The following is a 26,363-nucleotide window of genomic DNA, read 5'->3' on the forward strand; positions in this document are numbered from 1 at the left end:
GGGGTTGGCGGCGCGTAGGTCTAGATGTCGTGCTTGCGGATGTTCTTCAGCATCTTCAAAAGCGTGGCGATGAGTGCGGAATATTCGGCGTCGTCGATATCGTCGAACATCGCCTCGAACGCGTCATGCATGGCCGGCCAGGCGCGGGTGAACTCAGTGCGGCCGTCATCGGTCAGGAACACATGGCGGATGCGGCTGTCGGTGACGCCCTGCTCGCGCCGCACAAGGCCCTGGCCCTCCAGCGAGTCGAGCGTCCGGCTCAAGGTCGACTGCTCGATGACAGTATAGACCGAGAGGTCGTTGACGGTGATGCCGTCGGTGACCGACAGCACCGCCAACGTGCGGACCTGCGGGATGGTCAGGCCCTGCTTGCGGAAATCGTCGCGCAAGGTGGCGTTGTAGCGGCCCATGATGCGGTTCATCAGATAGGGCGCGAATTGCTGCAGGCCGATCTGCCCCAAGGTCGAAATGCGCTGGCGCTTTTCCGGAACTTTCTGTTCCATCACAGCCTCCCCGCCAGGAGAAAGCCGGAGCCGCCGCCGAGCCCCGCACCCGGATGGGTCGAGGCGCCGATATGGTAGAGACCCTTGATGCCGGTCTGATGGTTGCGGCTGGTCTTGAACGGCCGCCACAGGAACGACTGGTCGAGGGTCGAGGAGCCGCCATAAGGGTCGCCGCCGACCAGATTGATGTTCATCGCTTCGAGGTCGGCTGGAGAATAGGCCCGGCGCGCAATGACGCTATCCCTAAAGCCGTCGATGTGGCTGGCAAGGATCGCTTCTGCACGGTCGGCATAGGCATCGCGCAGCGCGTCGGTCCATTGCCCGTCAGCCGGCGCCTGCAGCTTGTCCGCCGCGTCACCCTTGATGTGGCGAGGTGCCTCGGGCAGTTGCAGCCACAGGATCGCCTTGCCCGGCGGACAGCGCGACGGATCGAGTGCATGCGGCTGGCCGACGCAGATGGTCGGCACCTCCGGCAGCATGCCGCGCGCTGCTTCGTTGCAGGCTTTCGACACGCCATCCAGTCCCGGCGTCAGGTGCAGCAACGCCACCTTGTCCAGCCCTTCGCCCGGCCATGCCGGCGGCTTGTTAAGCGCATAATGGACCTGGAAATTGCCTTTGCCGTAACGATATTTCTGCGTCGCCTCGACATCAGCTTTGGGCGCATCCGCGCCGAGCAGCCGGCCATAGAGCTGCGTCGGCGTGACCGAGCAGATAACGCTCTTCTTCGCATGGACGATTTCGCCCGAGGCCAGCCGCACGCCGGTGGCGCGGCCCCCGGTCTGGATGATGGAAGCAACGTCCGCTTCGGTGGAGATGACGCCGCCGCGCTCGGTAATGAGTGCTTCGAAGGCCGAAAGCAGGTTCTTCGCGCCGCCCTTGACGATCGGCGCGCCGGCCGCCTCGAGTGCAAAGGCGATCACCCTGGCGATCTGGCCGGAGAAGGCGTCTTCGGGACCGAGCCCGGCATGCAGCACCCAAGGTGCCCACAGCGCACGGATGGTCTCCGACTGGTAGGTGCTTTCGAGCCAGCTGCGCGCCGGCACCAGCGCTTCGCCGAGAAAGGCGGCAAGGCCGCGCGGGCCGCGCCGCCAGGCATCACCGGCCAGCAGCTTGGCGGTCGGATAGGACCACAGGCTGCCACCGAGCAGGCCGAACAGCAGACCGGCATTGCGCTCGATGCCGCCGACATCCTCCGCGTGCCGGTCACCGTCGCCTGCCGCGATCGCATTGAGGGCGGCGACATTGGCGGCGCGGTCGGTGCTGAGCACGGCATGGCTGCCGTCCGGCCGCAGCACGCCGGTTGGCGTGCCGGTATGGCAGAACTCCAGACCATGCCGCGCAAGGTCGGCGCCGAGTGCCGCAAAGGCCGGCGAGGTGATGAACAGTACGAAGGTCGTCGCCATCACATCATGGATGAAGCCGGGCGCGGTGATCTCCTCGGTGCGCATACAACCGCCAATGCGGTCGTTGCGCTCGAGGACGAGCACCTTGGCACCCTTGCCGCCGAGCATCGCCGCGCAGACCAGCGCGTTGATGCCGCTGCCGACGATGATGTGATCCGGCGCGTTCATTGGGGGATGCTCTCAGTCGGCAGGCAGTGGGGTTCAATTGCGTGGAATTGCGCTCTACGGCGCCCCCCTCTGTCCTGCCGGACATCTCCCCCTCTTGGGGGGAGATTGGCAGCTTTGGCGCTCCGCTCATTCCTGCGACTTTGGAGATTGGCTAAGATGGCAATGACAGTCGATCTCCCCCCTTGAGGGGGAGATGTCCGGCAGGACAGAAGGGGGCGCCGTAGAGTGGCGGCGTTGCAAGGCTGCCACCCTCCACCCGTCATCGGGACATTGCCTACACACATGATCTTCACCCGAAGACCCACCTCGTCCTATTGCTTCGACACCAGCGCCAGCGCGCGGATCGGGCTGCCTGTGCCGTGCTCGATCTTCAGCGGTGCGGCGATCAGGATGGCGCCCTTCGGCGGCAGCTGGTCGAGGTTGCAAAGGCTGGCGAGGCCATAGCGGTTGGCCTTGTGCATCAGCGTGTGCGCCGGGAATGGCGGCTCCATGCCGCCGGCCTTGCCGGCATCGGTGCCGATCGTCTCTGAGCCCCAGCCCTTGATGTCCTTGCTGATCAGGAACTGGATGGCTTCGGCGGTCGGGCCGGGCGTGTGCGGGCCGGTCTCGTTGGCGTTGAGGAACTCGGCTTCCGAGCCGTTGCGCTTGTACCAGTCGGTGCGCATCACCACCCATTCGCCAGCATTGATGGCGCCATGCTTGGCTTCCCACGCCTTGATGTGGTCGACGGTGAGCAGGAAATCAGGGTCGGCGGCGGCTTCCTTCGAACAGTCGATGACATTGACCGGGCCGACGAAATTCTGCGCCGGAATGGTGTCGGTGGCGCCGTCGGCATAGTCCTTGCCGGAGATCCAGTGCTGCGGCGCGTCGAAATGCGTGCCGGAATGCTCGCCGAGCTTCAGCCAGTTCCAGGCCCACCAGGGACCGTTCTTATCATAGCGGGAGATCGAGTGGATCTCGATCTTGGGCGTGTCGACGGCGAGTTCCGGCGGCAGCTTGATCAGTGGCGTGTCCGGTCCTAGCGGCGCTGTCAGGTCGACCACCTTGATGGCGCCTAAAAGAAGCTGGCCGGCGACTTCGCCGAGGAGTTTTTGGGTGTCCATGGTCTCTGTTCCCTCTTTCGTGATGATCATCAAGGCTCGTCTCGGCCCTTAATATCCTACTAGACGAAAACATATGCATCTGCAATTATCTTTAAGCATAAAGGAAATGGGAACGGGGCGTGAGCGAGTTCGACGCCATCTTTGTCGGGGCGGGCCACAACAGTCTGGCATGCGCCGCGCATTTGGCGCTCAAAGGCTGGAAAACCGGGATTTTCGAGCGCAACGCAACAATAGGCGGCGCCGTCCAGACGCGCGAGTTCACCCTTCCCGGCTTCCGCCACGATTTCGGCGCGATGAATCTCAGCCTGTTCGCCGGCTCGGCCTTCCACCGTAAATATGCAAATGAATTGAAAGCACAGGGGCTGGAGTTCGCGCCGGTCGCCGATTGTTTCGCCAGCGCCTTTCCGGACGGTCGCTGGTTCGGCGTCAGCAACGATCTGGAAAAGACCACTGCCCGCATGGCCGCCTTCTCCGCCGCCGATGCCTCGACATGGCGCAGATTGGTCGCCGCCTTCCCGGCGGAGGCCGAGCATCTGTTCCGGCTGCTGGGTTCGCCGATGAGCGCACGTGCTCTTGCCGGCACCGCCTGGAACCTGTGGCGCAAGAAGGGCATGTCGGGGGTGCTCGGTACGGGACGGCTGCTGCTGTCATCGCCCCGCGCCTGGCTCGAGGAGACTTTCGAGTCGCCTCATATCAGGGCAACGCTCGCCACCTGGGGCATGCATCTCGACTTCGCGCCCGACATCGCCGGGGGTGCCGTGTTCCCCTATCTGGAGTCGATGGCCAACCAGAGCTTTGGCATGGTGCTGGGCAAGGGAGGCGCCGACACCATTATCCGCGCCCTGTCAGGCATGGTCAGGTCTGCCGGCGGCAAGATCGTCACCGGCGCCGAGGTGGCCGAGATCACGGTTTCCGCTGGCAAGGCGGCCAGCGTGCGGCTCGCTTCCGGTGAGATCCACACAGCGACCAAGGCGGTCATCGCAGGCGTCGCGCCCAAGGCGCTGACCGGCAAGCTGCTGCCCAATGGTTCGGGTGACGCCGGCTTCGATAGGGCGATGCAAAAATTCCGCCATGCGCCGGGCACGATGATGATCCATCTGGCGCTCGATGAATTGCCGGACTGGCGCGCCGGAGTGGAGCTGCGGCAGTTCGCCTATGTTCATCTGTCGCCGTCGCTCGATGCCATGTCACGCACCTATCAGCAGGCGATGGCGGGCATGCTGCCTGACGAGCCGGTTCTGGTCGTCGGCCAGCCGACTGCGATTGATCCATCGCGGGCGCCCGAGGGCAAACATGTGCTGTGGGTGCAGGTGCGCATGCTGCCCGCTGAAATCACAGGCGATGCCGCCGGCAAGATCGCGCCCGCGCATTGGGACCAGGTCAAGGAGGTCTACGCCGACCGTGTCCTCGACATCATCGAGACCTATGCACCCAGCCTGCGAAACAATATCCTCGGCCGCGCTGTCTTCTCGCCCATCGATCTCGAGCGCGAAAATCCGAACCTCGTCGGCGGCGACCAGGTTTGCGGCAGCCATCATCTGGCGCAGAATTTCCTGTTTCGCCCGGCGCGCGGCTACGCCGGCTGGAACACGCCGATCGGCAATCTCCATCTCACGGGTGCCGCGACATGGCCTGGTGCCGGCACTGGTGCGGCTTCGGGCTACATGCTCGCGCAACAGCTTGGCGGGAGGTAGGAGCGACGATTCCGTAGAGGCGACGAAAGGCAAGGCGCTGCTGCCCACGAAGCCTGAACCAATAAAGTGACATTGCCGCGCGACGAAAACAGAAAACCAACAAGGGGAACGACCATGACAATCAACAGACGCGAATTGCTGGGATACAGTGCCGCGGCACTCGGGGTGGCGGCAGTCGGCCTGCCGCAGATCGCCAAGGCGGCTGCCGGTGAACTGACCATCGCCTATAACGTCAACCTGCCGTCCTGGGACCCGACCACCGGACCTTCGGCCGTCAACCCGACGATCCAGGGGCTGTATCAGTCGGTATTCGACCAGTTCATCCCGCAGAAGCCCGATTTGTCCTTCGCGCCAGGGCTGCTCACCGAATGGGGCTGGAACGACGACCGCACCAAGATCACGATGACGGTGCGCGAAGGCGTGACCTGGCATGACGGCTCGCCGTTCACGGCGGAAGACGTAGTCTGGTCGCTGCAGCGGGCGGGTGACGAAAAGACCGGCAACCCTATCCAGTTCGTCTGGAAGAACGTCAACAATTTCAAGATCGACGGCAACAAGATCACCGGCGACGTCGTGCAGTTCGACCCGGTCTATTTCAAATGGATGTCGTTCCTGACCGGCTACATCCTGCCGAAGGCCTATTACGAAAAGGTCGGCGCCGAAGGCTTCGAGAAGGCGCCGATCGGTACCGGCCCCTACATGGTCGAAAAATTCGAGCGCAACGCCTTCCTGCGGCTGAAGGCCAACCCGAACTACTGGGGCGGCAAGCCGGCCTTCGAGAATGTGACGATCAAGTTCGTCGCTGATGCGGCAAGCCGCGTCGCAGAGATCGAGTCCGGCTCCTCGCAGGTGACGCTTGAAATTCCCTATGAGGAATATGACCGGCTGATCGCCAAGGACGGGCTGGCCGGCTCGTGCAAGAACGTCTCCGACATCGGCATGATCTTCTTCAACGACATCGAGGCGATGCTGGACAAGAACGTCCGCCAGGCAGCCGTCATGTCGATCGACAAGAAGCTGCTGGTCGATCGCCTGCTGCGCGGCTACGGCCAGCCGATCGACACGCTGGAGACGCCGGAATACACGGCCTATGATGCGTCGATCAAGGTCGAGCACAATCCGGAAAAGGCCAAGGAATTGCTGGCCGCCTCCGGCTACTCGCCGGAAAAGCCGGTCAAGTTTACCATCCAGACCACCAAGGGCTTCAAGCCCAAGGACTATGAGATGATCCAGGCGATCGTCGGCATGTGGCGCAAGGTCGGCATCGAGGCGACGATCGAGGTCTATGAGATCGCCAAGCACTACGAGTTGCGCGCCGCCGACAAGCTGGCGCCGGCCGCCTTCTACAACTGGGGCAATGCTATCGGTGACCCGACCACCTCGACCGGCTTTGCCATGTACGGCCCGAGCCCGCATTCGGTGTGGGACAGCCAGGACCTGATCGACATGATCAACCCGCTATGGGGCGAGAAGGACGAGGCCAAGCGCATTGCTGGCTGGAAGGCCGTCGACAAATACATCGCCGATCAGGCCTATGTGCTGCCGCTGATGCAGTATGCGCAGCCGATCGTGCATGCCAAGAGCGTCAATGTGGTGCAGCATGTGTCCGGCGCGCTGCTGCCGGCCCTGATGACTCCGGCCTGATATCGGCGAGGAGACGCTGTCGCGAGACGGCGTGTCCTTTCCAACTGCGCAGGCCCCCTCATCCGGCCCTTCGGGCCACCTTCTCCCCGCTGGGGAGAAGAGACTGGCTCAGCCGTCTGCGACCTCTTCTCCCCTCGGGGGAAGGTGGCCGCGAAGCGGCCGGATGAGGGGGCTGTTCGTTCCATCAGTCACTGAAACGCATTGGGCCTACGCCAGAATGCTCCTGCAAAGATTCCTGGTCCGTCTTCTGGCGATGCTGATCACGCTGTTCGGCGTGGCCGTCGTCGTCTTTGTCGTGATCCGTGTCGCGCCCGGCGATCCGATCGCCATGATGCTGCCGCCCGGCGCAACGGATGCCGACATCGACCGGCTGCGGGCGCTCTACGGGCTCGACAAAACCATCGTGCAGCAGTTCTTCATCTGGCTGTCCGGCGTCGTCAGGGGCGATTTCGGCACCTCGATCTCGCTCAGGCAGGACGTACTCGGCCTTGTCTTCAACCGGCTGCCGGCGACGCTGGAACTCGCCATCGTCGCGCTTGTGATGGCGGTGGCACTCGGCGGCACGACGGCGGTCATCGGCGCACGCGAGCGCGGCACGGCGATCGAGGCCGGCATCGACATCGCCAGCGGTGCGGCGCTTTCCATTCCCGATTTCCTGTGGGGCCTGGTGCTGATCCTGTTGTTCGGTGTGCTGGTGCCGATCTTCGACATTTCCGGCCGGGTTTCGCCGCAGCTCGACCTGCCCTTCGTCACCCAGTTCTATCTGTTCGAGAGCTTGCTTCGCCTGCGCCTCGACCTCACCTGGGATCTCCTGAAACACATGCTGATGCCGGCGGTGGCGCTGGCTCTGCCATTGGCGGCGATCATCTCGCAGCTGTTGAAACAGTCGCTGAAGGAAGTGCTCGACCTCGACTATGTCGTGCTGGCACGGGTGAAAGGGTTTTCGGAAACGCAGGTCATCCTGCGCGAGGCGCTGAAGAATGCCGCCCTGCCGACGCTGACGCTGGTCGGCGTGCAGTTCACCTTCCTCATCGGCGGCACGGTCATCGTCGAACGGCTGTTTTCCTATGAGGGCCTCGGCAACATGGCGATCGATGCCGTCATCAACCGCGACCTGCCGCTGATCCAGGGCATCGTGCTGGTCTTCGCGCTGCTGTTCGTGCTGATCAACCTCACCGTGGACATGATGTATGCGCTGCTCAATCCGAGGCTGCGCCATGGATGAGGGCCGTGCTCGAAGGCGTGGTGTGTCGCCGCGCTTGTGGCTGGCCGGCGGCTGGCTGCTGCTGGCGCTTCTGGCCGCGATCTTTGCGCCGTTGGTCGCGCCGCAGGATCCGCTGGCGCAGGATCTGATGCTGGAACGGCTGCCGCCGTTCTGGATCAGCGGCGCCGAACCCGGCTATTGGCTGGGCACCGACAGCCTCGGCCGCGATCTGTTGTCCCGGCTGATCTTCGGCGGCCGCATTGCCTTCATCGTCGCTTTTGCGGCTGCGATCGCCGCCTGCCTGGTCGGCTCGATGCTAGGACTGGTCGCCGGCTATTTCGGCGGCTGGGCCGATCGCATCATCTCGCGCATCGTCGATGTCTGGATGGCGTTTCCGCCGGTGCTGTTCGCTATCCTTCTGGTGGCGGTGCTCGGCACTGGGCTCAGCTCCGTGATCCTCGCCATCGCCATCATCGACTGGACGCGTTTCTGCCGGGTGATCCGCGCCGAAACGATGGGCCAAGCGCGCATGGATTATGTCGAGAATGCCCGCATCGCCGGTTATGGCCGCATCGGCATCATGCTGCGCGAGGTTCTGCCCAATGTGCTGCCGTCGATCGTGGCGCTGCTGTCGCTGGAAATGGGTATCGCCGTCATCGTCGAGGCGATCCTGTCCTTCGTCAATCTGTCGATCTCGACCGACGACCCGACCTGGGGCGGCATCATCGCCGAGGGACGGCTGTCGATCCACCAGGCCTGGTGGGTGCTGGTGTTCCCGCTGATCACGCTGATCCTGACCGTGCTGTCGTTCAGCCAGTTCGGCGAGGCGCTGAAGACGCGTTTCGATCCGGTGCTGCGATGAGCGCCTGTCTCGACATCAGGGATCTGAGCGCCGTGCTGCCCAACGGCCAGCGCGTGCTGCGCTCAGTGTCGCTTGCCGTCCAGCCCGGCGAGGTCCGCGCCCTGGTCGGCGAGAGCGGCGCCGGCAAGACGATGATCGGCAAGGCGGTGCTCGGCGTGCTGCCGTCGAGCGTGCGCATCGTCGAAGGCGATATGCTGCTCGAAGGCGAGGATCTCGGCCGGCTTCAGCCAAAGGCAAGGCGCACGCTGATTGGCGCCCGCACGGCGCTGATCCCGCAGGATCCGCTGACCGCGCTCAACCCGTCGCGCCGCATCGGCTCGCAGATGACCGACCGGCTGGTGCGCATTCTCGGCTGGAGTGGCGAGAGGGCCGATACCCGCATTCGCCAGTTGCTCGACGAGGTGCAGATCCGCGACCCCGACCGCGTGCTCAAAAGCTATCCGCACGAGCTTTCCGGCGGCATGCGCCAGCGGGTGCTGATCGCCGCTGCCTTCGCCGCCGAGCCCCGGCTGATCGTTGCCGACGAACCGACGACGGCGCTCGACGTCACCGTGCAGAAGCAGATCCTGCGGCTGATCGTGCAGTTGCAGCGCGAGCATGGCACGGCGATCCTGTTCGTCACCCACGATCTCGGCGTCGTCGCCAAGATCAGCCAGAAGGTCTCGGTGCTCTATGCCGGCAAGGTCGTTGAAGAGGCCGAGACGGCTGCTCTCTTCGCTGCCCCGCAACACCCCTACACGCGCGCGCTGATGGCTGCGACGCCGCGCTACACCGACCCGTTTGCCTCGCTGAAACCAGTGGATGACGCTGTGCTGGCCGGGCTTGCTTCAGAGATCGCTGCCGCCGATCAGGCTTGGAGGCGGCCGCATGGTTGAGCCGCTGTTTTCCGTGCGCGGGCTGAAGGTCGCGCTGCCCGACATGACGCGCAAACCGCTGATCGGCCGCGCGCCGCTGGCCGAGATCCTGAAAGGCCTGGATTTCGACCTGCCCAAGGGCTCGGTGACCGGGATCGTCGGCGAATCCGGATCCGGCAAATCGACGCTCGGCCGCGCTTTGGTGCGCCTCTTGGAGCCCAGCGCCGGAAGCATCAGCTTCGACGGCCGCGATATCACCCATCTGCCGGAAGCGGAGCTCAGGCCACTGCGGCGCAATCTGCAGATGATCTTCCAGGATCCTATGTCGTCGCTCAACCCGCGCCGCACCATTGCCAGCATCATCGCTGCACCGCTGAAACAGAATGGCCTTGGCAACAATCTGAAGGCGCGCGTCGCCGAGGCCTTGCAGCGCGTCGGCCTGCCGCAAAGCTTTGCCGGCCGCTACCGCCACGAACTGTCGGGCGGCCAGCGACAGCGCGTCGGCATTGCCCGCGCGCTGGCGCTGTCGCCGAAATTCGTGCTGGCCGATGAAATCGTCTCCGGCCTCGACGTCTCGACGCAAGCGCAGATCCTCACCCTGCTGGAGAAGCTTGCGGCGGAGATGGGGCTGACGGTCGCTTTCATCAGCCACGATCTGTCCGTCATTCGGCGGCTGTGCCGGCAAGTGATCGTCATGCGCGAAGGCGTGATCGTCGAAGCCAGCGCCACCGACGCCTTGTTCGAAAACCCGCGGCAAAGCTACACGCGCGACCTAATCGCAGCCATTCCGCTGCCCGAGATCGACCCGGGCTGGCTGGACATCCCTGCCGCCGCCAAGGCTCCGACATGAATGCACACGCACGCCGAAAAGCGGGCCTCGGACGTGCGACCGGCAAAGACCCAAGTCCCGCCAATGGAGGAGGACTAACATGAAGAGGATACTTCGAAACGCAACGCTCGCAGTGGCGATGTTGGGCAGCGCCGGCATCGCCACCGCCAGCTCGATCCCGGGCATGCGCGGCCATGATCACACCGGCATCACGGTGCCCGACATGAAGCAGGCGGTCGACTTCTTCACCGAAGTGGTCGGCTGCAAGAAGGCGATGTCGTTTGGCCCGTTCGCCGACGACAAGGGCACCTTCATGCAGGATCTTCTGGGCGTCGACCCGAAGGCGGTGATCGAAGAGGTCACCATGGTGCGTTGCGGCTATGGATCGAACATCGAGCTGTTCAAATACACAGCGCCCGACCAGAAGGACCTGACGCCGAAGAACAGCGACATAGGCGGCTTCCACATCGCCTTCTATGTCGACGATGTCGCCGCCGCCAAAGCCTATCTCGACGGCAAGGGCGTCAAGACAAGGATGGGACCATTGCCGGTCAAGGAAGGACCGGCCGCCGGCCAGACCATCCTCTACTTCCAAGCGCCCTGGGGGCTGCAATTGGAAGCGATCAGCTATCCCTCGGGGATGGCCTACGAGAAGGGTGCGGAGACCGTTTTGTGGAGCCCGAAGAGCCCGGAAAAATGATGGGAATGCGTGCTTGCGGATGTCCCGCAAGCACGCCACACAGATGCGACGTTGAATCATTTCGATATGAAACTTTAAGCTTGAAATAATTTGCCGCCGGCGCGATACTGAAACCAGCAAGCGAAGAGGAGATCGCAGACATGAAGGTTGCGGTTCTCGGCGGTGGACCAGCCGGCCTCTACTTTGCCATTTCGATGAAACTCAGGGACGCCGCGCACGATGTGACGGTGTTCGAGCGCAACCGCGCCGACGACACGTTCGGCTGGGGCGTCGTGCTGTCGGCCGAGACGCTCGACAATCTGTCGAAGAACGATCCGGTCAGCGCCGTCTGGATCAAGAAGCACTTTGCTTACTGGGACGACATCGCTGTCATCCATGACGGCGTGCGAACTGTTTCGACGGGGCACGGTTTCTGCGGCATCGGCCGCAAGCGGCTGTTGGTCCTGTTGCAGCGCCGGGCGCGCGAACTCGGCGTCAAGCTGATGTTCGAGACCGATATCGCCGACCCGAAACCCTACATGGAAACGCATGATCTTGTCGTCGCTGCCGACGGGCTGAATTCCAGGGCGCGCAACACCTTCGTTGACGTCTTCAAACCCGACATCGACACCCGCAAATGCAAGTTCGTCTGGCTCGGAACCAACCAGAAATTCGACGACGCCTTCACCTTCATCTTCGAGAAGACCGAGCATGGCTGGGTGTGGGCGCACGCCTACCAGTTCGACAGCGATACCGCGACCTTCATCGTCGAATGCAGCGAACAGACCTGGGCTGCCTTTGGCTTCGGCGCGATGTCGCAGCAGGAATCGATCGCTGTCTGCGAGCGCATCTTCGCCAAGCATCTCGGCGGCCACGCGCTGATGACCAATGCCAACCATATCAGGGGTTCGGCCTGGATCAATTTCCCGCGCGTGCTGTGCGAGCGCTGGTCGTACAAGAATTTGGCCTTGATGGGCGATGCGGCGGCGTCAGCGCATTTCTCGATCGGCTCCGGCACTAAACTCGCATTGGAAAGCGCGGTGGCGCTGGCCGAGTATGTCGAGTCCGAACCGGACCTTGAGGCCGCGTTCCGTAGATATGAGGATGCTCGCCGCACCGAGGTGCTGAAGCTGCAATCGGCGGCGCGCAATTCGCTCGAATGGTTCGAGGAGGTGGAGCGCTATCTCGGCCTCGATCCGGTGCAGTTCAACTATTCATTGCTGACCCGCTCGCAGCGCATCAGTCACGAGAATCTGCGGCTGCGCGACGCCGAATGGCTTGGCGGTGCGGAGGAATGGTTCCAGCGCCAGGCGGGCGCCGGCGGCATGCGCCGCGCGCCGATGTTCGCGCCGTTCAAGCTGCGCGACCTGACGCTGCAGAACCGCATCGTCGTCTCGCCGATGGCGCAGTACAAGGCCGTCGACGGCTGTCCGACCGACTGGCATTTCACCCACTATGCCGAGCGCGCCAAGGGTGGCGCAGGCCTCATCTATATCGAGATGACCTGCGTCAGTCCCGAGGGTCGCATCACGCCTGGCTGTCCCGGATTCTACGCGCCCGAACATGAAGTGGCGTGGAAACGGCTGGTCGATTTCGTCCACGCCGAGACCGAAGCCAAGATCTGCGCCCAGATCGGCCATTCCGGCGCCAAGGGCTCGACCCGGCTTGGCTGGGAAGGCAACGACGTGCCGCTGGTATCAGGCAACTGGCCTGTCATGGCGGCCTCGGCCGTCGCGTGGTCACCTGAGAATCAGGTGCCGAAGGCGATGGACCGCGCCGATATGGACAGGGTGCGCGACGAATTCGTGGCTTCGGCCGAGATGGCCGATCGCTGCGGCTTCGACATGCTCGAAATCCACGCCGCGCACGGCTATCTCCTGTCGTCGTTCATCACGCCGGTCACCAACCGGCGCACGGATGCCTATGGCGGCTCGCTGGAAAACCGCATGCGCTATCCCCTCGAAGTCTTCCGCGCGGTGCGCGCCGCATGGCCGGCCGAGAAGCCGATCTCGATGCGCATTTCGGCTAATGACTGGGTCGGCATCGAAGGCGTGACGCCTGCCGACGCGGTCGAGATCGCACGGCTGCTGCATGAGGCCGGCATCGACATCTGCGACGTCTCGGCCGGCCAGACATCGGCGCTGGCAAAGCCCGTCTACGGCCGCATGTTCCAGACGCCGTTTTCCGACCGCATCCGAAACGAGGTCGGCATGGCCACCATGGCGGTCGGTAACATCTACGAGCCGGACCATGTCAACTCGATCCTGATGGCTGGTCGCGCCGATCTGGTGGCGCTGGCACGGCCGCATCTCGCCGATCCCTACTGGACCTTGCATGCCGCGGTCACGCTCGGCGACCGCGGCGTCAAATGGCCGGATCCCTATTTGCCTGGGCGCGACCAGCTCTACCGGCTGGCCGAGCGCGATGCGGCGGCGGGGCTGAAAGTATGAGTGCTTTTCGCTTGCTACGTCGGCGCTGTACCCCCATCCCTAGCCCCTCCCCACAGGGGGGAGGGGGACTATGTTGCGTTCGACCCAGCGGAAACCGCATAAGTTTGCGATCGATAGGTGCTGCTGCTGCCTTCTCCCTCCCCCTAGTGGGGAGGGTTAGGGGTGGGGGTACTTGGCGCCAAGTTTCGAGGATTGGCGCATGATCGCGGGCAAGCATGCGCTGGTCACTGGCGGCGGCTCCGGCGTTGGCCGAGCCATCGCGCTGGCTCTGGCGGATGCCGGCATCGACGTGACCATCTGCGGCCGCCGGGAAGCGGAGCTTGCCAAGGTCGCCGGCGAAAACGACCGCATCTCCGGCATCGCCGCCGATGTCACCGATGAGGCGGCGATGGCGTCGCTTTACGAGAGGGCGGAAGCCGTGCGTGGGCCCTTCGACATCGTCGTCGCCAATGCCGGCATGGCCGGCAGCACGCCGGCCCACAAGACCACCCTTGCCGACTGGCAGCGGACACTCGACGTCAATCTGACCGGCGCCTTCCTGACGGTGAAACCGGCGCTGGCCGGCATGGCCGCGCGCAAGGCGGGGCGGATCGTCTTCATTGCCTCCACGGCAGGGCTGAAAGGCTACGCCTATGTCGCGCCTTACGTCGCCGCCAAGCATGGCGTCGTCGGCCTGATGCGGGCTCTTGCCGCCGAGACGGCGAAGTCCGGCGTCACCGTCAACGCGGTGTGCCCGGGCTTTGTGGAAACCGAAATGCTGGAGGAATCCATCCAGCGCATCATCGATAAGACCGGCCGTTCGGTCGAACAGGCGCGGTCGAGCCTGGCCTCGACCAATCCGCAAGGCCGCTTCATCCAACCGCGAGAGGTCGCCGCCGCCGTGCTGTGGCTGTGTGGCGACGCCGCCCAATCGATCACCGGACAGGCGATTTCCATCTCAGGAGGCGAAACATGGTAGCCGGCCCCCTGCCCGCGCCGTCGGGACCCGGCAAGGACCGCTTGCGTCTGTGGATCAGGCTGCTGCGTGCCTCGCGCACGATCGAGGCCGAGCTGCGCGAGCGCCTGAAGAAGGAGTTCAACACGACGCTGCCGCGCTTCGACGTGATGGCAGCCCTTTATCGGGTGCCGGAAGGCATGCTGATGAGCGACCTGTCGCGCTTCCTGCTGGTGTCCAACGGCAATGTCACCGGGATCGTCGACCGGCTGGTTTCGGAAGGACTAGTGGCGCGTGCGAGGCGCAATGGCGACCGCCGCACCTCGATGGTGCGGCTGACCGAGGAAGGCACGCAAACCTTTGCCGCCATCGCCGCGGCGCATGAAGGCTGGATCGGCGAATTGCTGGGCAAGGTCAGCGAGGACGACGCGCGCCGGCTGACCGGCATGCTGACCTCGTTCCGCAGCAACTGGGAGGGACGCGAATGACCGAGATGGCCGGGCGCAAGCCGAAGCATTTCCTGTGGGAGGTCGATGGCAGGATCGCCAAGGTCCGGCTCGACCGGCCGGAGCGCAAGAACCCGCTGACCTTCGACAGCTATGCCGAACTGCGCGATACGTTCCGCGACCTCGTCTATGCCGACGACGTCGACGCCGTGGTGTTCCTGTCCAATGGCGGCAATTTCTGCTCCGGCGGCGATGTCCACGACATCATCGGCCCGCTGGTCAAGATGGACATGAAGCAGCTTCTCGCCTTCACCCGCATGACCGGCGATTTCGTCAAGGCCATGCTGAATTGCGGCAAGCCGATCATTGCGGCGGTCGATGGCGTCGCGGTCGGCGCCGGCGCCATCATCGCCATGAGTTCGGACATCCGCATCGCTACGCCGGAAGCGAAGACGGCGTTCCTGTTCACCCGCGTCGGCCTCGCCGGCTGCGACATGGGCGCTTGTGCGATCCTGCCGCGCATCATCGGCCAGGGCCGCGCCGCAGAACTGCTCTACACCGGCCGCACCATGACGGCTGATGAAGGCGAGCGCTGGGGTTTCTACAACCGGCTGGTCGATGCCGCAGCGCTGGAGGCAGACGCGCTCGACATGGCGGCGCGCATCGTCTCCGGCCCGACCTTCGCCCACGGCATCACCAAGACGCAGCTCAACCAGGAATGGTCGATGGGCCTCGACCAGGCGATCGAGGCGGAAGCGCAGGCGCAGGCGATCTGCATGCAGACCCGCGACTTCGAGCGCGCCTACCAGGCGTTCGTGGCCAAGGAAAAGCCGGTGTTCGAGGGGGATTGAGGATGGTAGGTTTGCGCCCAGGCACCCCCCTCTGGCCTACCGGCCATCTCCCCCGCAAAGGGGGAGATCGGCTGTACGTCTTGTTTTCGCCAATCTCCAACGTTGCCAGGTCGAAGCCGTCGGCAAGGCTGCCAATCTCCCCCCTTGCGGGGGAGATGTCCGGCAGGACAGAGGGGGGTGCGACGGATCGCGACGAAAATCGAGGGCGCGCCCATGCCTGACCGTTCCTTCCTCAACTGGCCGTTCTTCGAAGACCACCATCGCGCGCTGGCCGACCAACTGGAGGCGTGGTGCGCAAAAAACCTGCCGGTCGATCACCATGATGTCGATGCCGCCTGCCGCGAGCTGGTGGCCAAGCTTGGCCGGGACGGCTGGCTGAAGCCGACGGCTGTCGACACCGACAATCCGGGGCCACTCGACGTCCGCACATTGTGCATTACGCGCGAGACGCTCGCGCGCCATGACGGGCTCGCCGATTTCGCCTTCGCCATGCAGGGGCTGGGCACCGGGGCGCTCAGCCTGTTCGGTACGCCGCAGCAGCAGCAATGGCTGGCAAAGACACGTGCCGGCAAGGCGATTTCCGCCTTTGCCCTGTCGGAGCCGCGCTCGGGATCGGATGTCGCCAACACCGAAATGACGGCGACCCGCGACGGCGACAGTTACGTTCTGTCCGGCGAAAAGACCTGGATCTCCAATGGCGGCATCGCCGATCTCTACGTCGTCTTTGCCCGCACCGGCGAGGCGCCGGGCGCCAAGGGGCTCTCCGCCTTCCTCGTGCCTGATAACACCAAGGGCCTTGGCATTGCCGAACGGCTCGAAGTGATTGCGCCGCATCCGCTGGCGCGGATGTCGTTCGATCAGGTCCGGCTGCCGGCCGCGGCGCTGATCGGCAGACCGGGCGACGGCTTCCGCATCGCCATGTCGGTGCTCGACGTGTTCCGCTCGACTGTCGGTGCGGCAGCCCTCGGCTTTGCCCGCCGCGCGCTGGATGAAAGCATCAAACGCGTAGCCGAGCGCAAACTGTTCGGCGCGCCGATGGGCGAACTGCAGATGGTGCAGGGCCATATCGCCGACATGGCGCTGGACGTGGATGCGGCGGCGCTGCTGGTCTACCGCGCCGCATGGACCAAGGATATGGGTGCGCCCCGCGTCACCCGCGAGGCGGCGATGGCCAAGCTGTTTGCCACCGACAAGGCGCAAGAGGTGATCGACAAGGCCGTGCAGCTGCATGGCGGCGACGGTGTCCGCAAAGGCCATATCGTCGAAAGCCTGTATCGCGAGATCCGCGCGCTGCGCATCTATGAGGGTGCCTCCGACGTGCAGAAGGTGGTGATCGCGCGACAAGTGATGGGCGCGGCCTGACGGCAGAGATTTGACGGGCATTCGATTTTGAAAATTGGTTTTTGGAATACCGGGAGGTTTTGAATGCACACGATTCTGCAGCCGGAAGGCTGGGCAAAACCTGTCGGTTACGCCAATGGCGTCGCGGCACGCGGGCAACTCGTCTTCGTTGGCGGACAGGTCGGCTGGAACGGCCAATGCCAGTTCGAGACCGACGACTTCGTCGGCCAGGTGAAGCAGACGCTCGAAAACATCGTCGCGGTGCTGGCCGAGGCCAGCGCCGGACCGCAGCACATCACCTCGATGACCTGGTATTTTACCGACAAGGCCGAATACCTCGCCAGCCTCAAGGGCATTGGCGAGGTCTATCGCGAAGTGATCGGCCGGCACTTTCCGGCGATGGCCGCCATGCAGGTGATGGCGCTGGTCGAGGATCGCGCTAAGGTGGAAATCCAGGCGACCGCCGTCATTCCGGAATAATCTATTGGCTGGCCTAGGAATAAATTATTCGCGCAGGCCCGCCTGTCTCAAAATCGGCAGCACGTTATCGCAGAAATAGGGCAGCTCCTGCGTGTAATTGACGAAGGACAGCGCGATGCCCTGATAGCCGTGCCCGGCAATGGCGACCATGTCGGCGGCGATTGTTTCCGGCGTTCCAATCAGCGGGTAGGTGCCGGCGCCGCCGGCGAAACGCTGCCGGTAACGGTCATAGGCATGCGGGTCGTGCGATTGCGAGAATTCCTTCTTGCCGGCCATGTGGGCATCGACTGCATCGTGGTCCGCCATCTCAACCGCGTAGCTGTTATAATAGGCCTGCGACTCTTCCATCGTCGGGCGGCAGACGACATGCGCAACGGTATAGACGCCGACGTCGCGGCCTGCCTTGTCGGCCCGCTCGCCGATGTCGGCGACATGCTTGCCGGCATCGCTCATTTCCGAAAAGGTCGTGAACAGATAATCGCATCGGGCGGCGGCGAAATCTCGGCCCGGCCCGCCGAAAGCAGCGTTCATGGTCACGGGTCGCGGAACTTGCAGACTGGCCGGTCGGCTCACCGCTTCCTTGAGGTGATAATAGGTGCCTTCGTAATCGAGCGGCTCAGCCGACGCATAAAGCTTTTCGAGGATTTCAATCCATTCCGCCGCCTGGTCGTAGCCCTTCTCGACCAGCGGCGTGCCGAACATGCCGAATTCCTTCGGGTTCCAGCCGCAGACGATGTTCAAGCCGGCGCGGCCCTGGCTGATATGGTCGACCGTCGCCAGCGCCTTGGCGGCATAGAGCGGATGCACCAGCGGCACATGCACGGTCATGAACAGGCCGATCTGTTCGGTGGCGACCGCAAGAGCCGCCGCCCAGGTGAAGGTCTCGAACGACCATTCGCGCACCTTGTTGCGACCGCCAAAACCGCGCCAGCGCGCGATCGGCAGCATGAACTCCAGGCCTGCGCGGTCAGCGATCTGCGCGGCCGTGAGATTGTCCTGCCACCTCGCCGTCCAGCGTTCCGGAACATCGGTGATGGCAAGCCCGCCATCGGCATTGGTTGAAAAAACACCAAGCTTCAGCCTGTTCGGGCCGTGCAAGGGATGTGGTTTGTTCATGTCGCGACCTCCCGGCGAAGATCGCACGCTACGGCTCCGCGAAAATATTTCAAGCATGAAATAGCTTCGCCTCGCGATGGTTTGCGGATATGGATTCCGGCAGGAGGAGAAAGGGATCGGCATGAGCGAGTTCCGCCAGAAATGCATCGGCAAGACGAGCCTTGTCGGCTCCTTTGTCGCTATTCCCCATCCCGTCGCGGTCGAAGTGATGGCGCAGTCGGGCCTCGATTTCCTCTGCATCGACTGGGAGCATGCGCAGATCTCGCGGGACATGATCGAGACCATGGTGCGCGCGGCCGACGTGCATCGCGTGCCGGCCATGGTGCGCGTTCCCGGCCATGCGCCGGAAGCAATCCAGGCGGCGCTGGACAGTGGCGCGCAAGGTATGCTGGTGCCGCGCGTCTCGACCGCCGCCCAGGCCGAAGCAGCGGTGAAGGCCTCGCGCTATCCGCCCAGGGGCGAGCGCGGCGTCGGACCCGGCCGCGCCGCCGGCTATGGCTATCACATTCCCGAATATTTGGCCGGCGCCAACGACAGGATCGTCGTCGCGATCCAGGTCGAGACCGCGGAAGGGTTGGCCAACATCGACGCGATCGCGGCCGTCGACGGCATCGATGTGATCTTCGTCGGCCCCGGCGATCTTTCGGTGTCGATCGATGCACTCGGACCGAAAGGCGCTGACAAGCTCAATGCGGCGATCCGGACGATCGTCGGCGTGACGATCGCGCACGACAAGGCCGCCGGCATTTTTTGCGCCAGCCCGCAGCCTGTCGGGCAATGGGCAGCTATCGGCGCCAGCTTCTTCATCCTGGCCAGCGACACGATGTTTCTCGGGGCGGGTGCGGCCGCCGGTTCTTCCGCCGCGCGGGCCGAACTGGCACGAGGCGAGCGCGGCTAGCACAAAAAGGCGTATCGTCGGGGCAACATTCCGGCCAAACTTTTTAAGCTTAAAACTTTCGCCTTGAAAACCGCCGCACTTTGGATAAGCATTCCAAAATCGATGGCGATTGCCGTGCCGGAGGGGCTTGCCGGCCTGTTCATCGTGGTGTTCCGGGTGGGAGGGGTTTCAGTCCTTGTCGTTCATACTGCCCCAGTCATCGTCCAGCGCGCGCTATGCCTTCGATGGCGTGCGCGCACAAATCCGCGATCTGCACACAGAAAACATCGCCAACCTTGCCGTGCGGGCGCGTGAACTCGGCGATGTGATCGCGCTGTGGTATGGCGAAGGCGATATGGTGACGCCGGCCTTCATCCGCGACGCTGCCAAGGCCGCCTTCGATGAAGGCCTGACCTTCTACGTTCCCAACATGCGCGGGCACGCCCCGTTGAACGAGGCGCTGTCGGAGTACCAGACGCGCATCCATGGCCGGCCGATCCCGATCGCGCGCACTACGGTCACGCCGGGCGGCATGCAGGCGCTGTATCTGGCGCTGGAACTGCTGGTCGATACTGGCAGCAACGTCGTCTATGTCGCGCCGCAATGGCCCAACATCCACAACGCCATCCACCTGATCGGCGGCGAGCCACGGCCGTTTTCGCTCGACTTCAAGGGCGACTGGCATCTCGATCTCGACCGGCTGTTTGCGACCTGCGACGCACGCACGCGCGCGATCTTCCTGTCGACGCCATCCAACCCGACCGGCTGGACCGCATCGCGCGAGGAGATGCAGGCGCTGCTCGATTTCAGCCGGCGCACCGGCATCTGGATCATCTCCGACGAGGTCTATGGCCGGCTCTATTTCGACGGCAACGTTGCCCCTTCCATCCTGCAGATCGCCGAGGACGGCGACCGGGTGCTGTCGGTCAACAGCTTCTCCAAGGCCTGGGCAATGACCGGCTGGCGTATCGGCTGGCTGACGCATCCGTCCGGGGTGGCCGAGCAGCTCGGCGCCATGACCCAATATGTCAACAGCGGCACGGCAGCCCCCATCCAGGCCGGTGCGGTCGCAGCGATCCGGCAGGGCGAGCCGCTTGTCGAGGAGATCCGGCAGCGGATCAGAACCGGCCTTGACCTAGCCTATGACAGGCTGGCGGAAATTCCGGGCATCATCTTACCGACCAAACCGCGCGGCGGCATGTATGCCTTCTTCGCCATGGACGGCGAAAGCGACGCACGTCGCGCCTGCGCCAAGATCCTGGAGACGGCGCGCGTCGGGCTGGCGCCCGGCCATCTCTTTGGAAGTTCGGCCACGGCCTTCCTGCGGATGTGCGTGTGCCGTGAGCGTGACCAGATAGCGACCGCGCTCGACCGCATGGTCGCTGCCATGAATTGACGCCCTGCCTGAAGCGGGGCGGCAAAAAACCGTGCGGGAGCAACCCGCCCGATCAACAACAGAGGGAACACAAATGAGCTTCACTCGCCGTAAATTGCTTCTTCTCGCCGCCGCCATCGGCATCGCCGCCGGCCCCGCCACCGCCTATGCCGCCGACGTGCTGAATGTCGGCGCCTACCCGACCAATCCGCCGTTCGAATACAAGAACGAGAGCGGTACCTTCGAAGGCTTTGAAGTCGACATCGTCAACGAAGCAGCCAAGCGCGTCGGCATGACCACCGACATCGCCGATCTCGGCTTCCAGGCGCTGTTTGCCGCCACCACGTCGAAGCGCATCGACGTCGCCATTTCGTCGATCACCATCACGGCGGAGCGGCTGAAGTCGCAGTCGTTCACCCAGCCCTATTATGATTCAGACATGGGCATCGCCACCAAGACCGACAGCGCGATCAAGGCCGAAGCCGACCTCAAGGGCAAGATCGTCGGCGTGCTGTCCGGCTCGACCGGCGAGACCTGGGTCAAGGCGCATCAGGAAGCCGACGGCTTCAGCGACGTGAAGGGTTACGACACGCAGCAGAACCTGTTGCTCGACCTCAGCGCCGGACGCGTCGATGCCGCCGTCAGCGACATTCCAGGCATGGAGTATTCCTTCACCAAGATGAAGGACCTGGTCGTCAAAGAACGCATCAAGACCGGCGAACAATACGGCCTGATGATGACCAAGGACCACCCGCTGCTCGGCAAGCTGAACGACGCGCTGAGCGCGATGAAGAAGGACGGCACGCTGGCCGCCATCCACAAAAAGTGGTTCGGCAGCGACGCGCCCGCCGACTCTTCGACCATGAAGGAAATGCCGCTGCCGAAGGCCTGAGTGGTAATGCATTGAAAGCGTGCCGGCTTGCCAGGCCGGCACGATTCATTTCATGCTCCAGCGCCGGCTTCCGCCGCAGGCACCTCGCCGTCGGTGAGGTCAATCGATTTTAACGTGAGCATTCTTTGCTCTGGGGTTCGGGAACGCTCCCATGTCGCTGCTCGACACCTTCTTCAACCCCGATGTCATCATGTCCAGCCTGCCGGCGCTGCTGCGCGGCTTCCTGAACACGCTGCTGCTCGGCATCTTAAGCATCGGCATCGGCATCCCCATCGGCCTGGTGATCAGCCTGGTGCGGCTCTATGCGCCGAAGCCGCTGCGCTGGCTCGCGGTCGGCTACACCGACATCTTCCGCGCCCTGCCGGTGCTGGTCGTGCTGATCCTGATCTACTACGCGCTGCCGTTCCTCGGCATCCGTCTGTCGTCCTGGGCGTCGGCGGTGACGGCGTTCGCCTTCATCATGTCGGCCTATTCGACCGAGGTGTTCCGCTCCGGCATTGAAAGCATTCCACGCGGCCAGTTCGAGGCATCACAGGCACTCGGCCTGCCGTTCCTGCTGACACTGCGCAAGGTGGTGCTGCCGCAAGCGATCCGCGTCGTCATCCCGCCGATGACCAGCAACTGCGTCTCGATGTTCAAGGACACTTCGCTCGCCTCCACCGTGGCGCTGCCGGAACTGTTGAAGGAAGCGACCAACGCGCAGTCGCTCTATGCCAACCCCTCGCCGCTAATCGGCGCGGCGCTTGTCTATCTCATCTTTCTCTGGCCGATGGTGCGCCTCGTCAGCCTGCTTGAAGAGCGCTTCAAGACCGAGAAGAAGCGCTGACGTCACCAACTGATCCCCGCCCAAGTCCTTTGCAGGAGCCTACCCGTGAACAGACATCAAACCGACAATGCGAGCGCAGCCGCGTTTCCCGTCGACACCATCCGCGCAATGTTTCCCGCTCTGCAGCGGGCCGGCGATTTCATTTTCTTGGACAACGCCGCCGGCGCGCAGATCCCGCAGAGCGTGCTCGACGCGGTGACCAACCATCTGGTTTCGCACAATGTGCAGCGTGGCGGCCGCTATCGCCGCAGCGTCACCGTCGACCAGTCGGTCGCCGATGCGCGGACAAGTGTCGCGCTGCTGATCAACGCCTACAGCCCGGCGGAAATCTGCTTCGGCATGAACGCCACTTCGTTCATCCGCCTGGTTAGCCTCGGCATCGGCCAGATGCTTCAGGAGCGTGATGAGATCGTCATCACCGACATGGACCACGACGCCAACATCGCGACATGGCTGGCGCTGGAATCCGCCGGCGCCAAGTTCAAATGGTGGCGGATGCGCGAGGACGGCAATCTGCATGTCGACGATCTGCGCCCGCTGGTTTCTGACCGCACCCGCCTCGTCGCCTGCACTGTCACCGCGCATTCGATTGGCTCGATCGTCGATGTCGCTTCCGTGGCTGGGATCGCGCACGCGGCCGGCGCCGAAGTGTTCCTCGACTGCGTGCATTACGGACCGCACGGGTTGATCGACGTGCAGGCCTGGGACTGCGACTATCTCGTCTGCTCCGGCTACAAGAACTTCTCGCCGCATATGGGCTTCCTGTGGGGCCGTTTCGAAACGCTGAAGCGGCTGCCGACCTTCCGCGAGGATTTCATCCCCGACGAGCCGCCCTACAAGGTCGAGGCCGGCACCTTCATCTACGAGAACGTCTCGGGGATGGATGCCGCTGTGCAGTATCTGGAACTGATCGGCCGCAATCTTGCGCCCTCCAACAACCGCTCGCGGCGTGAAAACATCGTCGCCGGCATGAGCGCCATCCGCGACTACGAGCTGGTGCTGGCGCGCGAGATGCTTGCGGTGCTGAAAGGTTGCGGCGCGACCATCTATGGCGTTGCCGACGAGGCCCGCATCACCGAACGCGTACCGACCTTCTGCTTCAACATCGGCAAACTGTCGCCGCAGCGGATCGTCGAGGAAATGGCCGAACTGCAGATCGGCATCCGCGACGGCCACATGTACGCGCCACGGCTGATGAAGCGCCTCAACCTGTCAATGGACAGCGGCGCCATCCGCGCCTCGCTGGTCCACTACAACACACTCGAGGAAGTCCGGCGCTTCGGCGAAGCCCTGCGCGCCATCATCGCCAAATTGTCCTGAATAAAGGTGAGCCTGACGCTGCCGTGCGGCGTCAGGCCACCTTCTTCTTCGCAAGCCTTGCCTTGATCGAGGCCACGTCGGCACGCGGCGTCGCGGCGAACAGCGTCCTGGTGTAGCCGTGCTTGGGGTCGGCGAAGACCTCGTCGCGCGAGCCGTATTCGACCGCTTCGCCGAAATACATCACCATCACATCGTCGGCGATGTAACGCACCACGGACAGGTCGTGGCTGATGAAGACGTAGGTCAGCTGGAACTCGTCCTGCAGGTCGGCAAGCAGGTTGAGCACCTGCGCCTGCACCGACAGATCGAGCGCCGAGACCGGCTCGTCCAGCACCAGCAGGCTCGGGTTGAGCATCAGCGCGCGGGCAATGGCGATGCGCTGGCGCTGGCCGCCGGAGAACATGTGCGGATAACGGTTGTAGTGCTCGTGGCCGAGGCCGACCTTCTTCAGCATCTTCATCGCCAGGTCGCGCCTCTCGGCCGCCTGCTTGTCGGTGTTGATCAAAAGCGGTTCGCCCAGCACGTCGCCGATCTTCTGGCGCGGATTGAGCGATCCGTACGGATTCTGGAAAACGATCTGCACCTTGCGGCGCATCTCCTTCGTCAAGGCGTTCCTGGCGATATCGACCTTGTTGCCGTCGATGAACAGCTCGCCCGCTGTCGCCGGATCGATGAGGGTGATGATGCGGGCAAGCGTGGACTTGCCGCAGCCGCTTTCGCCGACGATGGCCAGCGTCTTGCCCTTGTCCACCTTGAAGGAGACGCCCTTGACCGCATGCACCGTGCGCGGCCCGGTGAACAGGCCACCACCGATGTGGTAGTCGCGCACGATGTTCTTGCCTTCGAGAACGGTGATGCTCATGAGGTGGCTCCCGTTGCAGAGGGGGCCGGCTCGAACAGCATGTCGGACACGGTCGGCAACCGGTCGCCGACAGCATTTTCCGGCAGCGCCGAGAGCAGGGCGCGCGTGTAGTTGCTTTTTGGCGACTCGAACAGCGACAGCACGTCGGCCTCTTCCATCTTGCGGCCCTTGTACTGGACGATGACGCGGTCTGCGGTTTCGGCAACCACGCCCATATTGTGGGTGATCATGATCAGGCCCATGCCGTATTTGGCCTGCAGCGAAACCAAGAGATCGAGGATCTGTTTCTGGATGGTGACATCAAGGGCCGTGGTCGGCTCGTCGGCGATCAGCAGTTTCGGATTGCAGGCAATGGCAATGGCGATCATGACACGCTGGCACTGGCCGCCGGACATCTGGTGCGGGAACGAACTCAGCCGTTCTTCCGGATCGGCAATGCCGACCAGCTTCATCAGTTCGATGGCCCGCGCCCGGCGCTGGGCGCGATCCATGCCCATGTGGAAGCGCAGCACCTCCTCGATCTGGAAGCCGACGGTGAAGCACGGATTGAGGCTGGCGATCGGCTCCTGAAAGATCATCGAGATGTCCTTGCCGACGATCTTGCGGCGTTCGGACGGGCTAAGCTTCAGGAGATCGACGCCGTCGAAGGCCATGCGGTCGGCCTTGACCGTCGCCGTCTTGGGCAACAGCCCCATCACCGCCAGCATCGCCACCGATTTGCCGGAGCCGGACTCGCCGACGATCGCCAGCACCTCGCGCGCCTCGACCGACAGGTCGATGCCTTGCACGGCCATGAACGGTCCGGCCGCGGTGTCGAAGGAAACGGTGAGGTTCTTGATCTCGAGCAGTGGCATGCTCACGACCTCTTCAGCTTGGGGTCGAGCGCGTCGCGCAGGCCGTCGCCGATCAGGTTGATGGCGAAGACGGTGATCAGGATGGCAAGACCGGGGAAAGTCACCACCCACCAGGCGCGCAGGATGAACTCGCGCGCTTCGGCCAGCATGGTGCCCCATTCCGGCGTCGGCGGCTGCGCGCCCATGCCAAGGAAGCCAAGGGCGGCTGCCTCAAGAATGGCGTTGGAGAAGGACAATGTCGCCTGCACGATCAGCGGTGCGATACAGTTGGGCAGGATGGTGACCAGCATCAGCCTGAGATGGCTGGCGCCGGCGACCTTGGCCGAGATCACATATTCGCGGGTCTTCTCGGCCATCACGGCGGCGCGGGTGAGCCGGGCGAAATGCGGCTGCAGCACGAAGGCGATGGCGATCATGGCGTTGACGAGGCCGGGGCCAAGCACCGCGACCAGCACCAGCGCCAAGAGAAGCGACGGGAAGGCCAGGATGATGTCCATAATGCGCATGATCAGCGTGTCGACCCAGCCACGGCAGTAGCCGGCAAGCAGGCCGAGGATGACGCCGGAGATCAGCGCTGACGTGACGACGACGAAGCCGATGGCGAGCGAGAAACGCGAGCCGTAGATCAGCCGCGACAGCATGTCGCGACCGACTGCGTCGGTGCCGAGCAGGAACTGCGCGTTGCCGCCCTCCTGCCAGGCCGGCGGCGTCAGGAAGAAGTCGCGGAACTGATCGTCCGGCGAATGCGGCGCCAGCAGCGGTGCGAAGATGGCGATCAGGATCAGCAGCGCGAAGA

25 protein-coding genes are annotated in these 26,363 nt (G+C 63.8%); 18 read left to right on the top strand and 7 right to left on the bottom strand.

Annotation, left to right across the window (positions count from 1 at the left end; all coding sequences use genetic code 11):
- Nucleotides 1-20: 20 nt before the first annotated feature.
- From NKJ06_RS16120 to NKJ06_RS16130, 3 genes are all read right to left on the bottom strand, one after another.
- A complete protein-coding gene (locus NKJ06_RS16120) occupies nucleotides 21-503 on the bottom strand; it encodes a MarR family winged helix-turn-helix transcriptional regulator (RefSeq protein WP_352629876.1) in 483 nt (160 codons plus the stop codon).
- Nucleotides 503-2,074: a phytoene desaturase family protein gene (locus NKJ06_RS16125; RefSeq protein WP_352629877.1), complete on the bottom strand. Its 1,572-nt coding sequence runs from the start codon at nucleotides 2,072-2,074 to the stop codon at nucleotides 503-505. The genes NKJ06_RS16120 and NKJ06_RS16125 overlap by 1 nt, the downstream gene beginning before the upstream one ends.
- 311 nt (nucleotides 2,075-2,385) lie before the next feature.
- A complete protein-coding gene (locus tag NKJ06_RS16130) occupies nucleotides 2,386-3,177 on the bottom strand; it encodes a cyclase family protein (RefSeq protein WP_352629879.1) in 792 nt (263 codons plus the stop codon).
- A 119-nt stretch (nucleotides 3,178-3,296) separates the two neighbouring features.
- Here NKJ06_RS16130 and NKJ06_RS16135 point away from each other — a divergent pair, with 119 nt between their 5' ends.
- The 13 genes from NKJ06_RS16135 (at nucleotide 3,297) to NKJ06_RS16195 (ending at nucleotide 17,445) form a co-directional block, all read left to right on the top strand.
- On the top strand, nucleotides 3,297-4,871 hold the full coding sequence (locus tag NKJ06_RS16135) for a phytoene desaturase family protein (protein WP_352629880.1): 1,575 nt from the start codon (nucleotides 3,297-3,299) through the stop codon (nucleotides 4,869-4,871).
- Between the two features lie 114 nt (nucleotides 4,872-4,985).
- Nucleotides 4,986-6,515: an ABC transporter substrate-binding protein gene (locus NKJ06_RS16140; RefSeq protein ID WP_352629882.1), complete on the top strand. Its 1,530-nt coding sequence runs from the start codon at nucleotides 4,986-4,988 to the stop codon at nucleotides 6,513-6,515.
- A 217-nt stretch (nucleotides 6,516-6,732) separates the two neighbouring features.
- Nucleotides 6,733-7,740: an ABC transporter permease gene (locus tag NKJ06_RS16145; RefSeq protein ID WP_352629884.1), complete on the top strand. Its 1,008-nt coding sequence runs from the start codon at nucleotides 6,733-6,735 to the stop codon at nucleotides 7,738-7,740.
- On the top strand, nucleotides 7,733-8,581 hold the full coding sequence (locus tag NKJ06_RS16150; RefSeq protein ID WP_352629886.1) for an ABC transporter permease: 849 nt from the start codon (nucleotides 7,733-7,735) through the stop codon (nucleotides 8,579-8,581). The genes NKJ06_RS16145 and NKJ06_RS16150 overlap by 8 nt, the downstream gene beginning before the upstream one ends.
- Entirely contained in the window at nucleotides 8,578-9,456 is an 879-nt protein-coding gene (locus NKJ06_RS16155) for an ABC transporter ATP-binding protein (protein ID WP_352629888.1), read from the top strand. The genes NKJ06_RS16150 and NKJ06_RS16155 overlap by 4 nt, the downstream gene beginning before the upstream one ends.
- Nucleotides 9,449-10,285 (top strand): ATP-binding cassette domain-containing protein, encoded by an 837-nt coding sequence (locus NKJ06_RS16160; protein WP_352629890.1) that lies wholly within the window; start codon nucleotides 9,449-9,451, stop codon nucleotides 10,283-10,285. The genes NKJ06_RS16155 and NKJ06_RS16160 overlap by 8 nt, the downstream gene beginning before the upstream one ends.
- A 79-nt stretch (nucleotides 10,286-10,364) precedes the next feature.
- Entirely contained in the window at nucleotides 10,365-10,964 is a 600-nt protein-coding gene (locus NKJ06_RS16165; protein WP_352629892.1) for a VOC family protein, read from the top strand.
- Between the two features lie 140 nt (nucleotides 10,965-11,104).
- The gene (locus NKJ06_RS16170) at nucleotides 11,105-13,393 is read left to right on the top strand and encodes a bifunctional salicylyl-CoA 5-hydroxylase/oxidoreductase (RefSeq protein WP_352629895.1); all 2,289 of its coding nucleotides are present in this window, start codon (nucleotides 11,105-11,107) and stop codon (nucleotides 13,391-13,393) included.
- A gap of 199 nt (nucleotides 13,394-13,592) precedes the next feature.
- On the top strand, nucleotides 13,593-14,351 hold the full coding sequence (locus NKJ06_RS16175; RefSeq protein ID WP_352629897.1) for an SDR family NAD(P)-dependent oxidoreductase: 759 nt from the start codon (nucleotides 13,593-13,595) through the stop codon (nucleotides 14,349-14,351).
- Nucleotides 14,345-14,815, top strand: coding sequence for a MarR family winged helix-turn-helix transcriptional regulator (locus NKJ06_RS16180; RefSeq protein ID WP_352629899.1), 471 nt, complete (start codon nucleotides 14,345-14,347; stop codon nucleotides 14,813-14,815). Before NKJ06_RS16175 ends, NKJ06_RS16180 begins: the two co-directional genes overlap by 7 nt.
- Nucleotides 14,812-15,624: an enoyl-CoA hydratase family protein gene (locus NKJ06_RS16185; protein WP_352629901.1), complete on the top strand. Its 813-nt coding sequence runs from the start codon at nucleotides 14,812-14,814 to the stop codon at nucleotides 15,622-15,624. The genes NKJ06_RS16180 and NKJ06_RS16185 overlap by 4 nt, the downstream gene beginning before the upstream one ends.
- 213 nt (nucleotides 15,625-15,837) lie before the next feature.
- Complete coding sequence (locus NKJ06_RS16190) at nucleotides 15,838-16,986, top strand: acyl-CoA dehydrogenase family protein (protein WP_352629903.1); 1,149 nt, start codon at nucleotides 15,838-15,840, stop codon at nucleotides 16,984-16,986.
- 63 nt (nucleotides 16,987-17,049) lie between these two features.
- Nucleotides 17,050-17,445 carry a RidA family protein gene (locus NKJ06_RS16195; RefSeq protein ID WP_352629905.1) on the top strand — a complete coding sequence of 132 codons (396 nt, stop codon included), beginning with the start codon at nucleotides 17,050-17,052 and terminating at the stop codon, nucleotides 17,443-17,445.
- A 24-nt stretch (nucleotides 17,446-17,469) separates the two neighbouring features.
- On the opposite strand, the gene NKJ06_RS16200 is transcribed toward NKJ06_RS16195, so the two are convergent.
- Nucleotides 17,470-18,561 carry an LLM class flavin-dependent oxidoreductase gene (locus NKJ06_RS16200; protein WP_352629907.1) on the bottom strand — a complete coding sequence of 364 codons (1,092 nt, stop codon included), beginning with the start codon at nucleotides 18,559-18,561 and terminating at the stop codon, nucleotides 17,470-17,472.
- A gap of 121 nt (nucleotides 18,562-18,682) precedes the next feature.
- Here NKJ06_RS16200 and NKJ06_RS16205 point away from each other — a divergent pair, with 121 nt between their 5' ends.
- From NKJ06_RS16205 to NKJ06_RS16225, 5 genes are all read left to right on the top strand, one after another.
- A complete protein-coding gene (locus NKJ06_RS16205) occupies nucleotides 18,683-19,459 on the top strand; it encodes an HpcH/HpaI aldolase family protein (protein ID WP_352629909.1) in 777 nt (258 codons plus the stop codon).
- A 175-nt stretch (nucleotides 19,460-19,634) separates the two neighbouring features.
- Nucleotides 19,635-20,834, top strand: a complete 1,200-nt coding sequence (locus tag NKJ06_RS16210; protein ID WP_352629911.1) for a pyridoxal phosphate-dependent aminotransferase — start codon at nucleotides 19,635-19,637, stop codon at nucleotides 20,832-20,834.
- 73 nt (nucleotides 20,835-20,907) lie between these two features.
- Nucleotides 20,908-21,705 carry an ABC transporter substrate-binding protein gene (locus NKJ06_RS16215; RefSeq protein ID WP_352629913.1) on the top strand — a complete coding sequence of 266 codons (798 nt, stop codon included), beginning with the start codon at nucleotides 20,908-20,910 and terminating at the stop codon, nucleotides 21,703-21,705.
- 151 nt (nucleotides 21,706-21,856) lie between these two features.
- Nucleotides 21,857-22,531: an amino acid ABC transporter permease gene (locus NKJ06_RS16220; RefSeq protein ID WP_352629915.1), complete on the top strand. Its 675-nt coding sequence runs from the start codon at nucleotides 21,857-21,859 to the stop codon at nucleotides 22,529-22,531.
- 45 nt (nucleotides 22,532-22,576) lie between these two features.
- Nucleotides 22,577-23,851, top strand: coding sequence for a cysteine desulfurase-like protein (locus NKJ06_RS16225; protein WP_352629917.1), 1,275 nt, complete (start codon nucleotides 22,577-22,579; stop codon nucleotides 23,849-23,851).
- Nucleotides 23,852-23,882: 31 nt separating this feature from the next.
- Here NKJ06_RS16225 and NKJ06_RS16230 read toward each other — a convergent pair whose 3' ends face one another.
- From NKJ06_RS16230 to NKJ06_RS16240, 3 genes are all read right to left on the bottom strand, one after another.
- On the bottom strand, nucleotides 23,883-24,713 hold the full coding sequence (locus NKJ06_RS16230) for a dipeptide ABC transporter ATP-binding protein (protein WP_352629919.1): 831 nt from the start codon (nucleotides 24,711-24,713) through the stop codon (nucleotides 23,883-23,885).
- Nucleotides 24,710-25,567 carry an ABC transporter ATP-binding protein gene (locus NKJ06_RS16235; protein WP_352629963.1) on the bottom strand — a complete coding sequence of 286 codons (858 nt, stop codon included), beginning with the start codon at nucleotides 25,565-25,567 and terminating at the stop codon, nucleotides 24,710-24,712. Before NKJ06_RS16235 ends, NKJ06_RS16230 begins: the two co-directional genes overlap by 4 nt.
- Before the next feature lie 2 nt (nucleotides 25,568-25,569).
- Nucleotides 25,570-26,363 (bottom strand): ABC transporter permease subunit (locus NKJ06_RS16240; protein ID WP_352810199.1); only part of this gene is annotated, 794 nt, incomplete at its 5' end.

This window comes from Mesorhizobium sp. M0293, assembly GCF_040321735.1.
Lineage (GTDB): Bacteria > Pseudomonadota > Alphaproteobacteria > Rhizobiales > Rhizobiaceae > Mesorhizobium.